13 protein-coding genes are annotated in these 15,327 nt (G+C 41.6%); 10 read left to right on the top strand and 3 right to left on the bottom strand.

Features of this window, described 5'->3' with window-relative positions:
* The first annotated feature begins 229 nt into the window (after positions 1 to 229).
* The 10 genes from M2273_RS30095 (at position 230) to M2273_RS30050 (ending at position 12,539) form a co-directional block, all read left to right on the top strand.
* Positions 230 to 2,404: a DUF5916 domain-containing protein gene (locus tag M2273_RS30095; RefSeq protein ID WP_429401997.1), complete on the top strand. Its 2,175-nt coding sequence runs from the start codon at positions 230 to 232 to the stop codon at positions 2,402 to 2,404.
* A complete protein-coding gene (locus tag M2273_RS30090; protein ID WP_429402037.1) occupies positions 2,322 to 2,762 on the top strand; it encodes a hypothetical protein in 441 nt (146 codons plus the stop codon). The genes M2273_RS30095 and M2273_RS30090 overlap by 83 nt, the downstream gene beginning before the upstream one ends.
* Before the next feature lie 215 nt (positions 2,763 to 2,977).
* Entirely contained in the window at positions 2,978 to 3,934 is a 957-nt protein-coding gene (locus M2273_RS30085; protein ID WP_429401995.1) for a hypothetical protein, read from the top strand.
* A gap of 23 nt (positions 3,935 to 3,957) precedes the next feature.
* Positions 3,958 to 4,974: a FimB/Mfa2 family fimbrial subunit gene (locus M2273_RS30080; protein ID WP_429401994.1), complete on the top strand. Its 1,017-nt coding sequence runs from the start codon at positions 3,958 to 3,960 to the stop codon at positions 4,972 to 4,974.
* Positions 4,975 to 5,617: 643 nt separating this feature from the next.
* Positions 5,618 to 6,619 (top strand): histidine phosphatase family protein, encoded by a 1,002-nt coding sequence (locus M2273_RS30075; RefSeq protein WP_429401992.1) that lies wholly within the window; start codon positions 5,618 to 5,620, stop codon positions 6,617 to 6,619.
* A 174-nt stretch (positions 6,620 to 6,793) separates the two neighbouring features.
* On the top strand, positions 6,794 to 7,819 hold the full coding sequence (locus tag M2273_RS30070; protein ID WP_429401990.1) for a hypothetical protein: 1,026 nt from the start codon (positions 6,794 to 6,796) through the stop codon (positions 7,817 to 7,819).
* Positions 7,820 to 8,098: 279 nt separating this feature from the next.
* Positions 8,099 to 9,349 carry an acyltransferase family protein gene (locus M2273_RS30065; protein WP_429401988.1) on the top strand — a complete coding sequence of 417 codons (1,251 nt, stop codon included), beginning with the start codon at positions 8,099 to 8,101 and terminating at the stop codon, positions 9,347 to 9,349.
* 346 nt (positions 9,350 to 9,695) lie between these two features.
* Positions 9,696 to 10,028 (top strand): hypothetical protein, encoded by a 333-nt coding sequence (locus M2273_RS30060; protein WP_429401986.1) that lies wholly within the window; start codon positions 9,696 to 9,698, stop codon positions 10,026 to 10,028.
* A gap of 170 nt (positions 10,029 to 10,198) precedes the next feature.
* Positions 10,199 to 11,149 carry a TIGR01212 family radical SAM protein gene (locus M2273_RS30055; RefSeq protein ID WP_429401985.1) on the top strand — a complete coding sequence of 317 codons (951 nt, stop codon included), beginning with the start codon at positions 10,199 to 10,201 and terminating at the stop codon, positions 11,147 to 11,149.
* 166 nt (positions 11,150 to 11,315) lie between these two features.
* The gene (locus M2273_RS30050) at positions 11,316 to 12,539 is read left to right on the top strand and encodes an acyltransferase family protein (protein ID WP_429401984.1); all 1,224 of its coding nucleotides are present in this window, start codon (positions 11,316 to 11,318) and stop codon (positions 12,537 to 12,539) included.
* Between the two features lie 797 nt (positions 12,540 to 13,336).
* On the opposite strand, the gene M2273_RS30045 is transcribed toward M2273_RS30050, so the two are convergent.
* Genes M2273_RS30045 through M2273_RS30035 form a run of 3 tightly spaced genes read right to left on the bottom strand, consistent with a single transcriptional unit; the run spans position 13,337 to position 15,227 of the window.
* Entirely contained in the window at positions 13,337 to 13,810 is a 474-nt protein-coding gene (locus M2273_RS30045; protein ID WP_429401982.1) for an SRPBCC family protein, read from the bottom strand.
* A 48-nt stretch (positions 13,811 to 13,858) separates the two neighbouring features.
* Positions 13,859 to 14,695, bottom strand: coding sequence for a sulfurtransferase (locus M2273_RS30040; protein ID WP_429401980.1), 837 nt, complete (start codon positions 14,693 to 14,695; stop codon positions 13,859 to 13,861).
* A gap of 58 nt (positions 14,696 to 14,753) precedes the next feature.
* The gene (locus tag M2273_RS30035) at positions 14,754 to 15,227 is read right to left on the bottom strand and encodes a ribonuclease H-like YkuK family protein (RefSeq protein WP_429401978.1); all 474 of its coding nucleotides are present in this window, start codon (positions 15,225 to 15,227) and stop codon (positions 14,754 to 14,756) included.
* Between the last annotated feature and the right edge of the window lie 100 nt (positions 15,228 to 15,327).

Genomic DNA, 15,327 nt, shown 5'->3' with positions numbered 1-15,327 from the left:
AACCCCTCCCTGCCACCGCACAGTCCGGCACGCCCCTCCCGTGGGGAGGGAATGGAACCAAAGCCATGCTGAACTTGTTTAAACATGTCACATGCAAATAAATGTAACATGTTCGCTACCTTGCTTGTGCGATCCCGAAATAATTGAGATCAACTTCTCTGAAACCTACATAATTATTAACTTGCCCGTACATAAATCGATTTAACAACCCATCACACCAGCATTAATTTTGAACGTTACCCTTCCCCTATCGCCAGGAAAAATAATATTAATGCTGGCTTTGTTCCTGTTCGCTTTTCAGGCAAACGCCCAAAAAAAGAATGCCGGTTACCAGTACCACATCCGCAAGTCGGCCGGGCCTATCACTATTGATGGCATTATGGACGATGCCTGGCTCAAGGCAGATTCGGCCAGTAACTTTTTTATGGTTTTACCTATGGATACCAGCCGGGCCAAAATGCAAACCGATGTGCGCATGACCTATGATAATAACAACATTTACATCATAGCCACATGTTATACGCAAGGGCCGGGGCAATACATGGTAGAATCCATGAAGCGCGATTTTAACTTTGTAAAAAACGACAACTTTATATTTTTTCTTGACCCTTTTGATACCCGTACCGATGGCTTTAGTTTTGGAGCCAACGCCGCCGGGGGCCAGTGGGATGGCACCATGTATGAGGGTGGCAAGGTTGATTTGAGCTGGGATAACAAGTGGACATCAGTGGTAAAAAACTATCCCGACCGCTGGGTATTTGAAGCCGCCATCCCCTTTAAAAGTATCCGCTACAAAAAAGGCGTTGATGTGTGGGGCATCAACTTTAGCCGTAATGATCTTAAAACTACCGAAAAATCAAGCTGGACACCCATACCCAGGCAGTTCCCTACCGCATCGCTGGCCTATACCGGTTCGCTGGTTTGGGACGAGCCACCTCCTGATGCCGGTACCAATATCTCGATAATTCCCTACGCGCTGGCGGGTGTATCTAAAGATTATCAAGCCAAAACCGGAGTGGCCTGGCGCAAGGAGATCGGTGGTGATGCCAAGGTAAGTCTTACCTCATCGTTGAATCTTGATCTTACCGTTAATCCCGATTTTTCGCAGGTAGATGTGGACCAGCAGGTGGTTAACCTCAATCGCTACGAACTTTTCTTCCCCGAAAAACGTCAGTTCTTTTTAGAGAACGGCGACCTGTTCGCCAACTTTGGTTATGCCGATATCCGGCCCTTTTTTTCGCGGCGTATCGGGCTTAACGCCCCCATCAGGTTTGGAACCCGGCTTACCGGTAAAATTGATAAGGATTGGCGCGTGGGTTTAATGGATATACAAACCGGCGCATCGGATGTTGCCGCTACCCCGGCGCAAAATTATGGCGTACTTACTTTGCAGCGCCGTGTTTTTGCCCGCTCCAATATTGGCTTTATGTTCATTAATAAAGATGCCACAGGCACGGCAACACCCGGCAACCAATACAACCGTAATGTGGGTATGGAGTTTAATCTGGCATCGTCAAATAACCTGTTAACGGGTAAGCTGCTGGCTATAAAATCATTTACCCCGGGATTAAAGGGCCGTGATGTGGTAGCAGCCGGTCACCTCCAATACCTCAGTAAATACTGGACAGCTTATTTGCAGGAAGAGTACGTTGGCAAAAACTATACGGCAGGAGTTGGTTATGTGCCGCGAACGGGTTACAACAAGATCAGTCCGTTATTGCTGCGTAACTTTTTCCCTAAATCAGGAGCCATTTTAAGTCACGGTATACAGCTTACTTCCAACTATTATTTCGACGAAAGTTTTAAACGTACCGATAACGAAAGCACCCTTGCCTACCTCATTACCCTGCGTAACCGCAGCACGTTTACCCTGTCGGCTATAAATGATTATATTAAACTGCTGGTACCTTTTGATCCAACCAATACCGGCAAAACACCTTTGCCCATCGGCACGCAAAACCATTGGAACACGGTTGATGCCCAGTTTGCTTCTAAACCCCAGGCCCTGTTCACCTATCTTGCCGAAGCCGCCTACGGTGGCTATTATCAAAACGGTCACAAAACAACCATCATCGGGCAGTTGGGATACCGCTTTCAGCCTTATGTAAACATAGCCATAAACAGTTCATATAACGACTTGCGCCTGCCCCAGCCTTATGGCAATACCAGTTTTTGGCTGGTTGGTCCGCGTACCGATATTACCATTAGCAATAAACTTTACTTTACCACCTACTTGCAGTATAACGGACAAATTAAAAACATCAACACCAACATCCGGATGCAGTGGCGCTACAAACCCGCGTCAGACTTTTTTATTGTTTATGGCGATAACAACACCCCTTCGCCGTTTACCGTTAAAAACCGCCAGCTGGTTATTAAGTGGACTTATTGGTGTAATATTTAGAAGTAACTATGAAATTGTCCCAATAAAAAATATAGACTTGGAAAAAATCGTTATTTATTGCCTTGTATTTGTCGTCTTTTGTGTTTTGAACACATTCATTTATCGCAAGAGGAGAAGCTATCTCTTAAAAAATGGAATTTCTGCTGTGGCAAAAGTAACTGGCATTAATAAGACATTGATAGAGACTGGTACAGTGAATATATATGCACGACCAGTAATGAAAATTATTTTGGAAATTGAAACTGCGGGTACTTCATATAGACAAGTAACCATAAAACAAGCATTTGAACCCCAGAAAACGCCAAAAGTTGGTGATATTGTTAATATATTAATTGACAAAAAAATCCTGATAATGTAAAGATACTTGACACTGTCTAACCCGTGCGAGTGTGTAGCACACGCGGCACGCGTGCGCCAGCGAAGAGAGGGACCTATCATCCTATTATTGGCATGAAGCACACGCGGCACGCATGCGCCAGCAAGAGGACATACTTGCGCCAGTAAAGTTTGATATTTATTTTAATACTTGTTGTGATATTATTTTAATACTTTTGTATCACAAATGCCTAAACCATGACAAAACAATTATTCTCCCTCATTTTCCTGTTAGTGTGCCTTTTTAATTTGTCGTGTAATAAAGATCATTCATCTAAGCCGGTAGTAACGGAGCCGCAAAAGCTTTATAATATACATTTTACTGCTTCCGGCGTCAGTAAATTACCCCAAAGTTTAACTGATAAAAAATTAGCCGTTAATGGGCTTAAAACCAATGTTATTGATATTAACTCCGGTTATTTAAAAACGCTTTACTACGCGGTTTATGATGTGAATGGCGTCCAGGTGCATGCTTTAAGCCAGGATTCAACAACAGCCAATTTTGGAAGCTTCACCGATAAACTTCCCGCCGGTAATTATAAAGTTTCCGTTGCGGCAGGAATGTCGGGCCTGGCATTTAAAATTGGATACCGACACGACGAGCCTGTTATTTACTACAATGATCTATATGTAGATAGCCCGTTACCTGGTCCGTTTGGCTGGAAAGACACATTTTATAGCAATTTTTCATTGGTAGTAGGTAACACCGATATTAATCAAAGCGTTAACCTAACCCGCCTGATAGCACAACTGCAGGTAAATATTGAAGACCCGTTACCAGCTACAGCCAAAAAAATTGTTATTTCAACAGGTACTGATTATGAACGTTGTTTTTTAAGATTTGACACAGGCGTTCCTGTTGAGTACGACGGCATAAAAAATATTTCTGATATTACTACCATCGCCGGTAGCGCTATAGGAACTACCAACTACAAAATATCTAAGAATGTTTTAACCATGGGCAAACCCTTTACTATTACTATAACATGTTATGATGCAAATTCTAAAATACTGGGGCAGGTAGCTGTGGGCGACGTAGTTTTTCAAAGAAATACAATTACATTATTGTCTGGAAAATTATTCGGTGGCGGCAGCCCCGGTAATGTAACTTTAAACACCCAGTGGAATGTTACTCCTATCACCATCCATTTTTAAAAAAAATCATTACTACAAATAAAATGAAGAAGAATCATTGGTATTTAATGTCGTTAATGGTATTCATGTTATCCTGTAAAAAGGAACATACAAATAATGTTGTTATTAATAATGGGCCGCACAAGATCACCTACAATGTTGGTTTTTCGCAAAGTTCCATAAGTATCAACTCAACTAAGTTACAAGTAAACAGCAGTGATAAAACAGCACATGCGGTCGATGACCTGGTGGATGTTATGTATTTTGCTGTTTATAATTCGGGAGGAAATAATGTTCACACCAGACGTGTGATCGTTAATAACGATACCTATACTTATGTTGATACACTCGCGCCCGGAAAATATACGCTTGTGGTGGCAGCCGGTAAAACGGGATTCCAATTGGCCAGGGATATTATACCTGGTATTGGACATGGCGTGCTCCCCGCTGAAACTCCAACCAGCCAGCTGGGTACAGATGTGTTAAAATATTCAGGCACTTTTACCCAGGATGCATTTTACAAAAAAATTCCCTTAACTGTTACTAACAGCGATTTTAGTCAGAATATTAGTCTTGACAGAATCACTTCACAGATAGAGGTAAATATTGAAGACGCGATACCTGCGAATGCGAAAACGGCTTTTATATATATGCATGCGCCCACACAGATAGGATATAAGTTTTATATCGGAAGTGGCACTGCGGCACTCCCGCTTTCGGGAGCAGAAGGTGATCCTAATGGGGATTATTCTTCTGCTGTCACAATTCTTCCTGCTGATATTGGAACGGTAAATTACAAGCTTTACTCAACCCCTTTTTTATATATCTCCCCATTTACAGTAAATCTGTATTTTGTGGCGGAATATAATAGTTTTAATAATTTAGGGTTTTTACCAATGATTTCGCAAAAAGTTATTCCGAATGTTAATGGTGCAATTAATACCCGCACGGTATTAACAGGGAATATGTTTGGTGGTAACCCCGCCAATGGCTCAGGCAGTTTTCATATTTTTTTAGATACCGCCTGGAACAGTACCCAAATAATTAAAAAATTTCCGTAATTTAATGAGGCTTGAGGTATAATACCGCCATTTCGTTAAAATAAAAGCCTGCACTTTGTTGATTTTCAGGCTTTTTATCTTGTATAAAATTGGCAAAGAGAGAGGAAGCATAATATCTTGCTTCTTGCTGACCAAGCGCTCGCTACCACCATGTTATTAACACGAAGCATACGCGGCACACGTGCGCCAGCGGGGGGTTATTAAGTGGACTTACTGGTGTAATATTTAGATTAAGCAAGGGGCCTATCATCCTATTATTGGTATGAAGCACACGGGGCACGTGTGCGCCCCCGCTACCGCAAACGTGCCACTTGTGGTCCGCATGCTAAGTATGCATTATGTGATCATTACATTCAATAATTTCCTTGCTTCCTGCTGACAAAGCAAGGGCTGCATTATACAAGACCTCAGCCAGTCAATCATGAACAATCCTAACCTTCCTTTCTAATCAAAAAAATGCATGTCATTCCCACAAATTGCTGATTCACAGCCAACAGCTGTGCGATTGTTACCAAATTGATGTTTTTTCCTGTTGCAAATAACACTATTTTGTGTTATCAATTTATAACCAAATACGATCCATACGAAAAGACACCATTTAATCGTACTGGCATAAAGCTACCGGTATTAAGTTCAACAGATTATGAAAGCTTTAAAAATCCTGTTCATCGCTATAATATTATTAGCTGGCTGCTCCCGGGAAAAAGCCGGAGATATGCCCGCTCCTGTAAAGGACAACCTGAAAATTACGTCGCCGGAATTTACCGATCAGCTTTTGTTTGTTAACAAAAATAATTACCAGATACTCACAAGTGAAGCTGCTACTTTTTCCTCCGCAGACCCGCATATTCAAATTACAAATTCGGGTTTGATCAGGCGGTTAACCTCAGCCGAAATCGTGCCTGTTGAAATTACCTGGAAAAATACTGCTAAGCCTAAACTTATAATTTACGCGCTGGGTGCAACCGACATCAACCAGGACCTTCCTTATAAACATTACCATGGAGCTTTAGCCACCAATGCTTTTGCTGCTTATCAGCAAGGTTGGAAAACATTACAAACATTTCCGGCAAAGGGTGAAACCTATGCCATCGTGCTCAGGCATGCAGATGCAAGCATTGGTGTTGACTTTTCTGTGAACCATTCCAATATGGGGCCACCCAACTGGTGGAAATCTGCTGATTCCGCACTGGCAAGGCAACTGAACGCCCAGGGAGTACAAAGAGCTACCATATTGGGTCAGGTTTTTAAAGATCTCAGTTATCCGATTAAAAGAGTAATCAGCAGCGAGTTTAACAGAGCGCTGGAAACGGCAAAGCTCATCAATGCCAGCCCTGCGCCAGTCCTCGATGGCAGGATCAATCACCTCAGTCATACGGTATATCCCGATGGCTTGTTTAAAGGGATGCTGTCCATTATTCAGGAACAACCAGTCGATAATCAGATTACCCTCATCATCGCCCACCACCCCATCAATGAACCCCGGTCAGCTACGGGTTATCCCAGCTTCCCTGATGTGTCGCCTTTTAACTGGACGGGCGCTTATCTGATTAAAATATCTCCTGATAAAACAGTTACTTATCTGGGTGCTGTATCCTGGGCCATGTTTAAATACTGGAGAGATATTAAATTTCCTCAAACCTGATCCTACCTTGCAATTGACAAAAATTCGCCAATTACCACTTTTCGTTAAAATTAACAAAGCCATGGTCATAAAGTATGCAAGGCTTCGTCTATTTATACATTATTGGCTCATATTCATATAATTACAACCTTATGGCGTTTTTTATAATTAACTTTAAAGAAACAGCCAATTATCATGAGAAACATTTACCTGTTATGCATTGCCATATGCATCGTTGTTTCGTCCTGTAAGAAAGATTCAACACAAAACCTAATTTCTCCCCCTGAAGTGAGTACAAAGCTCCATGAAGTTAGCTTTACGGTTCCTGGTTTCGAGAGCACCACTCAAAACTTAAGCACCAACAGTACCCAGGCGAGCGCATTGTTAAAAGATCAAATAAAGTACCTGCATTTAGTTATTTATAAGGATAGGGGAATTGTAATGGATCCTCCATTCGAACTATATCCTCAATTCGCAGCAGGTCCTGTTAAAGATATTATTCAGAAGTCGACAGATGCCAATTTCGGGACTTTTAAAGCATCTTTAAGTGATGGGCAATATTGGTTTTATATAGTTGGAGATCAGTTGGCAGGTAAAATATTTGGTGAAATTACACACGGTTCCGGCGGTATTTACTGGACACTTCCATATTACCACCTGGATAATGCGCTTTTAACTTCGGGTATATATTTTAGCGGGTTTGATACCCTGATAAAGGCGCCTATCAGTAAAGCGATTACACTTAAGCGTATGGTAAGTAAGCTCACTATTCGCATTACCGACGCGATACCCGCTAATGCTGCAAAGTTTATTTTGACATTCACCGATTACCCGCCTGCTTTTGACCTGTTTAGCGGAAATGGAAAATTCCACGGAAGAGAGGACATTTTTGACAGCGCGGTGTTTAGTTACAATATTAGTGCATCACAAATTGGGAAATCAAACTTTGAATTTAGCACGATCGTTTTCCCTTACCAATCTTTCTATTCAAGCGGGATAACTTTAGATTGTATAGATAAGCTGGGGAATGTTATAAATCATAAGGTTTTGCCGAGTCAGGGTGGTGACGCTGTCCTCATTAAAATAAACACAAACTACACATATACCGGCGCCCTTTTTACAAAGGCCGCACAATTTACAGTTAGTTTGGATACCAAATGGAATGCGCCGGTAAACATACCTTTCAGCGTTAGTTATTCAAAACCTATTAAAAGCAATTAAATTCATTAATTCCCAAGCGCTTTCAAAGCGTCGTCTTTTCTTCTGCTACCGCATACGTCCCACCTGTGGTTCGCCCTGCTAAGTATGCATTATGTGGTCATTATATTCAATAATTTTCTGGCCCGTTGCTACCAGGCAGCCATGGCCAAACTACTTTCCTTTTTCAGTTGCCCGAAAGGAAAAGTGGCAAAAAAAGGCTCATATCTTATCCTAATTTATATCTTTACGACAAAACAGGGATTAATTTTAAAAATTATCTAACCTTATTAATTTTTAAATATGTTAGCAAGCGATAAACAAACCAGGAATATAGCGTTAGATGTAATACGAGGTATTGCTGTATTAATGGTAATGTTTTTTCACATAAAAGAACCTATTATCGCGCTTTCGCAAAGTTTTACTGATCAGGTATTCAATATATTTAAATCGGTGATTTTATTCTTGAAAGCCGGCGGCTGGATAGGGGTCGATTTCTTTTTTGTGTTAAGCGGTTTTTTAGTTTCGGGGCTTCTGTTTAAGGAATATAAGTTAACAAATACAATAAATCCCGTTAGGTTCCTGATCAGGCGGGGGTTTAAAATTTATCCTTTGTTTTTTGTATTTCTGATAGCAACCTTACTGTTCGAAATAGTTTCCCTTCATTTTAATTTACCTGTAGCTGTTGAGGCTAAACAAAAATATTACTGGTGGGGTTACATTCTTGATGCTATGTTTATTCATAACTACGCAAATGGACGATGGGGCCATTCCTGGTCATTGGATGTAGAGGAGCATTTTTATATATTACTTGTGCTATATTTTGTTTACCTGATTAAAAGAAAGCATTCAAGTAAAAAATCACTTTCGCCTGTTGAAAATAAACTAAACTATATAGTTGTTACCAGAACCTATATATTTTTAACTGTTGTAGGTATAATAGCCCGATTGATAGCTAATATTTATCATCCTGTTTTTAGGGCCCCTACCCATTATGCAGCCACGCATTTCAGACTTGATGCTTTGTTTTTCGGAGTTTATTTAGCTTATCTATATCAGTTTTACCCAGAAAAACTAGCGTTTTTCAAAAAGTATAAGGTTTATCTGCTGATATTAAGTATCGGTTATCTCCTAACAAATTACGTATTTGACCGGCAGGTAAATAAGTGGATGTCGGTTATCTCCCTTGGTGTTCACCCCTTATGTTTCGGCTCTATCCTAATGATTGCTTTAGAATCAAAAAGCAGATTTTTCAGGAGCATATTTATGGCCACAATCGGAAAGCTTTCTTATGCAATATATTTATGGCATGTGTTTGTAGGCAGTTACATCCTGGTTTATTTCCCCATTGTTGCAACTAACAAATTATATTGGATTTATTACCTGTTGGGCTATTTTATCATTTCATTGGTGGCTGGTAAGCTATTTACGGCATGGCTTGAAGTTCCCTTTTTAAATATCAGGAACAAATATTTCCCGGCTAAAACCCCAGCTCCTGTTATTGCGAACAGTGTAACAAGTGAATCACCCGCAGCTTCGGTACCGGTTGTTTAACTACTGAGGTGTGTCGTAATCAGGCTAAACACCCAAAAAGATGGACGGGAGGTGAACACCACCGAAACTTAAACCTGTTTAACAAATAAAACAAGCACTATGGCATTCCCGCGTTAATGGATGGCAGCGGATACCGGCCCTGTGCCTAATGCCTGCAGCAGTATGAGCGTACAGCCCGGCCCAAAGGAAACGCCCAAATCCTTCCCTTTACACACTTTACAATTTGTGTAAATAAAGTGTATAATGAATTTACAATTTACCTCGTCAATTGCAACTTAGTTTAATTAAAATTAACTTGTACTTAATACTGATTATTATATAAACCTAAATACAAATTTGTTGCATCATGGCTGATTCACGCAAAGAGATCTTGGACGACAATAATCATTGGGATAAGCTGTTCAAATTATGCGCATATGTAATTGGTTCTGTTATCATTTACTGCTTTTTAATAACTTTTATTCCGATACCGAAAGATAATATAGAAACAGCGAGGCAGGTATTGATATTTTTTATAGGCACCCTGGTGGGTTATTGTTTTAACTTGCTGAGTCCGGGAATATCTTCAAAAAAATCTGTACCATCACAACTGACTGTTACAGGCGATAATACCAGCATAGGCGGTACAACCACTACTGATATTGACCTTACCTCAAACGATCCTAAAAAACCGGCTTAAAGGGCCAAAGACATGCAGAGGGAACAAACCCCTCCCTGCCATTGCGCTCATAACAGCAGCACCCCTGCCTTAGGGAGGGAATTTTGGAAAAACTTCAAGCCCTCCCTTGCTGCTGCACCCGGCTCCAGGGAATCCCGAACCTAAAACAAAATTCCGTATCTTTGCCGCAAATGCAATTAACAGACTCCATAACGCCAACCTGGGAAAAGGGCTATAACAATTATGGCCCCTGGCTGCGCGATAAATATAAAGGGCAGCGGGTGTTTAAGGTTATTGTTGACGGTGGCTTTACCTGCCCCAACCGCGATGGCTCCAAAGGCTATGGCGGCTGTACATATTGCAATGTTGATTCGTTTACACCATCAGTAAGTCGCAATGCGCCAACCGTTCGTGAGCAGGTAATACAAGGTATGGAGCGCGCCCGCAAAGGCAACAAGGCCGATAAGTTCATTATTTATTTCCAACCTAATACCAATACCTACGCCCCGGCGCATTATTTGAAGATGATGTATGACGAGGCACTGAGCTATGGCACCGAGGATATTGTGGGCCTGAGCATAGGTACCCGTCCGGATTGTATTGATATGGAAAAGATAGCCCTGCTCGAGAGCTATACCGACCGTTTTGATGTCGACCTGGAAATGGGCATGGAATCGATATATAACGATACCCTGGCGCAGATAAACCGTGGCTGCAATCATGAGGAGCTGATAAAAGCCCTTAAACTGGTTGAAAACACCAAGCTTGATATTTGTGTGCATACCATATTTGGTTTCCCCTGGGAAACGCATGATATGATGCTTAAATATGCCGACGAGATAAACCGTTTTCCGCAAATTAAGTTTGTTAAATTTCACCATCTGCACATTGTTGAGGGTTCGGTAATGGGTGTAAAATACAAACGCGAACCTTTTAAGGTTTTCAGCATTGATGAATATGCCGATTTCCTGTGCGAACTGCTACCCCGTGTACGCCCCGATATCGTGATCCAGCGCCTCTTCGGCCTGAGCGACAGGGAACTGCTGATAGCACCCAACTGGGGCCTCAAAAAATCAGAGATACAATATTATATAGACCAAAGGATACTGAGCCGTGGCGTAGTGCAGGGTTCGGCTGTCTGAATCAGAATTTACAGAATTTAAGAATTATTGAATTTGCATTACAACAAATTCAGTAATAACATTTTGTTAATTCTTAAATTCTGTAAATTCTGATTCAAACAATTGGTATCAGTTTTGTAACCCCCGGGTTGAAAATATTGGTGTAATAGTTAAATTTATAGCTACTTTGTCACAACGAGCGCAACAAAATTACATTCCTGCCTTAACCGGTGTACGCGCATTGGCCGCTTACCTGGTGTTTATATCGCATTTTGCCTATGTTTTTGATGAAAGTTTTCCTCATATTATGCAACGCTTTTTTGGCGAGTTTCACATTGGGGTAAGCATTTTCTTCGTGCTATCAGGCTTTTTGATAACTTTTAGATATTATAATAATTTTCATGGTTTAAGTAAGGATTGGTTTTTGCAATACCTTAAAAACCGGGTGGCCCGCATTTACCCCATGTACTTTTTACTTACAGTAGCGGCCTTTGTTTATTACTTTATCACGAAAGATCAAACCATTACCAAAGGCTATGCGCACCCGGTTGCCTTAATGCTCATGAACATTACTTTTTTACGCGGTTTCTTTTACCAGTTTTGGGATACCGGCATAGCCCAGGGCTGGTCACTAACGGTAGAGGAATGTTTTTACTTTTCGGCACCCATCGTATTTTTAATAGCCAAGCGCTTTAATAAATTTTATATACAGCCGGTTATTATTACCTGTGCGGGCATTTTGCTGTACTTTATATTCAGCCATGTAAACTGGTTTGGCTTTTTTGGCAATTTTACGTTTGTAATGTTGTTTACCTTTTTTGGGCGCTGTTTTGAGTTTTTTGTGGGGATGCAACTTGCCCGTTATGTACTTAAAAAAGGGTTTAAACGTACCAATAAAGTAAATTATACCTATACAGGCTTTGTACTGATATTTGTTTGTGTGTTTGTAATGGCATTGCAGCCTGTGCCCAAAGGCTGGAACGCCGGAGTGGAGAGCCCGGTGGGCCTCATTGTTAATAATTACTTTTTATGTATTGCGGTAGCCCTTTTCTTTTACGGCATACTTACCGAAACCACCTTATTTAAAAAATTCCTGGCATTGCCTTTTATTGAGCTGCTGGGCAAAAGCTCCTACATATTTTACCTGGTACACCTGGGCTGGATATATAACCTGCTGCATGCGCAGTTTGATAGCTTAAATGATCAGGTTTTTGAATTGTATGATAAATGGGGAGTAGCGTGGCATTCACCTTTTGAGTACGATAGCCTGAACCTCTTGTATGCTTTTATAATATTAAATATCATCTCTGTAACCCTGTTTAAACTTATTGAGGAACCGGTTAATCATTATATCCGCAAATCGGGGTTTTTGATCAAATATAAACCAACGCATACCAAATCAATTGTTTAAAACAGTTTTAATTAAATAACAATTAAAGCGGAAGGCATAGCAATTTCTATGCTGTAAAAAGCGTATAAGCATATCGTATACCCGCTCTTGGCCGCGGGAGGGCCAGTTACTTTTGTCGCCACAAAAGTAACCAAAAAGGCTGTCAGCAGAAATGCTTCTTTGCGCTCTTAGCCCTTACCCTGCAAATCAATCAGAACCACGGGCTGCTAAATTTTGCCCTGCTACGCATGCTCAATTCCATTGCTTCTGCAAAATTGCTAATGCCCCTCCAACCCACACGGCCACCAAGTTCTGCCTGCTTTCGCCCGAAGCTTATCTGCTGACATGGGAGTTGAATAATTGAAAGTAAAATCTTGGCAATCTCTTAATCCTATAAATCCTGGTTCAGACATTAGCCGCACAAGCCATCATGTTCTGCCTGCTTTCACCCGAAGCTTATCCGCTGACGGGGAAGAAGGTTCTACTAATTCTTTTCAGGGAACGATTTTGATTTGCTTGCATGATATTATCTAAATTCTAAAGTTCAGAAAATTCCATATAGATAAATGCAGCTCGCTTTGGGTGAAAGCAGACAGAACATTGGTGGCCCTTGAGCGTGGTAAAAGGCATGGCTAATATTTGCTGAAGCGGTGGAATTGTGTGAACGCAGTGGGGCAACTTTTTGCAGTCCGTGGTTCTGCCTGATTTGCAGGGCGAAGGCCTTGTGCGGCAAAAAAGCCTAAAAAGAAAAAAGTATTTTTGTTACTTTTGTTGCGACAAAAGTAAAGGGTCCCCGCGGCCATAGCGGTATTGAACTATTATCCTTTATAAACCCCAAACATCCTTTCAATAGCCTTTTCGCGAAAGGCGAATATTTGTTTAACCTTATTACCAACAAAAACGCTATTGCTCAATCGGCCTATCACACCATAAGGTATGGCGTAGTGTAAAATATCGTTCATTATAACACCACCAGCTATCTCCTTAAAATGATGCTGGTGGTGCCATAGCGCATAGGGCCCAAAGCGTTGCTCGTCAACAAAGTATTGTTTTTCTACAACGTGGGTTATTTCGGTCATCCAGTCCATCTTGATACCCAATAGCGGCGCTATTTTGTAGGTAATGATCATGCCCGCGTACACTTTGGTGCTGGTGGTTTGGTCAGACGTTACCACGAAGCTCATGTCGACTGGCGTAATTTTGGCCAGGTTCAATGGCGACGAGAAAAATTCCCAGGCCTCATCTAAAGTAATAGGTATGGCCTGCTCTGTTTTTAATACGTATATTTTCACCAATTGCTGACAAACTGTAAGGACTAATTGTTTTAAGCAGCCAGCAATTTACCGCCTGGTAGTGCCCACAGGCAGGTCACGGCGCGACCACTCGCTCCAGGAGCCAACGTAAAGTTTTGCCCCGCTGATGCCCGCATACTCCATTCCTAAAAGGGTATGGCAAGCTGTAACGCCCGATCCGCAGTGTACAATAACGCCGGTGTGCGCTACCTGATCAATGGCATCGTCATAAAGTTTACGTAAAGTTTCGGCAGGCAGATATTTGCCATCGGCATCAAGATTATATATATAAGGCAGGTTAAATGCGCCGGGGATATGACCTGCTATAAGGTCTATTGGTTCTGTTTGGCCCTGGTAACGCGGGGTTTCACGTACATCAATTACAATGCGGTTCGCGTCATGCGCGGCAACTCCGGTCTCTTCAATATCTACTGTGCCTTTAAAGCCATCAGTAACAGGGTATGGGCTAACCGGGGCTGGTGTATAAACATCCGTACTCAATGGGATGCCGGCATTTACAGCAGCCTGCAAACCGCCATTTAAAACCTGCACATTGGTATGGCCAATTGCCCGGAGCATCCACCAAAAACGGGCACCGCCAAACGCGCCTGCTTTATCATCATAAACAACAACATGGCTTTGGGGTGTAATGCCTAATTTGCCTAACAAGGCTGCAAAGTCCTCAACATCAGGCAAGGGGTGCCTTCCGCCTATGGATGCATCGGTAACGGGAGCTGCCAGATCTTTATCCAGATCAACAAAAGCCGCGTTTTTTAAATGACCGTCAAGATAGCGTTGGTGGGTATTTTGCCCGGCACGGGCGTCGATAAGAATGGTGTTCGCGCCGGACAAAGCCGGATCGTTGATTTCAATTAGTGGCGACATAGCATATTCGATTTATAGAAAAATCAAATATAAATACACCGCGGGTGTTTTACACTTTTTACTGCACTATTTTATTGGCACAGTATGAACTTGCAAAAGCCTCGGGTTTGGCCTTAAATACAAAGCCCATGCTTAAAATATAACCCATAGCCTCATGCAGCGCCTGGTTTGATTTAAACATTGGGTTGGTATTAATATCGGCATGTACCTCCAGCTCCACATCGTACAAATCAAGCAGATCGCAAAGTTTGTAGGCAATATCAATTGATTTTTGAACCTCGCTCAGCATACGCTCCTTAATGCTCATTTTTTGCGAAGTACGCTCCTGATGAATGAACATAAAAGCTCCCCGCTGCTCGCGCACGAAAACAATAACGGTAGCAAAATCAGTAACGGTGCCTTTTACTTGTGAGTCGGTGCCGATACATACTTTGAGTTTGTTACCGAGGGCGGCTTCGCGTTCAATTGCCTTTTCAACCTCTTCCATAATGGGTGATTGGATCACCTCTCCACTGAATTTTCTCCAGGTCATAAAAATTGTTTTAAGTAAATTTTAGCTGACCTTTTTTATCGGTCTATAAAAATAAGCGATAAGATTCCATATTAACGTAAACAAGATATGATTTATTTGT

Source organism: Mucilaginibacter lappiensis (assembly GCF_050433765.1).
GTDB lineage: Bacteria > Bacteroidota > Bacteroidia > Sphingobacteriales > Sphingobacteriaceae > Mucilaginibacter > Mucilaginibacter lappiensis_A.
This window is presented reverse-complemented; position numbering and strand designations above follow the sequence as displayed.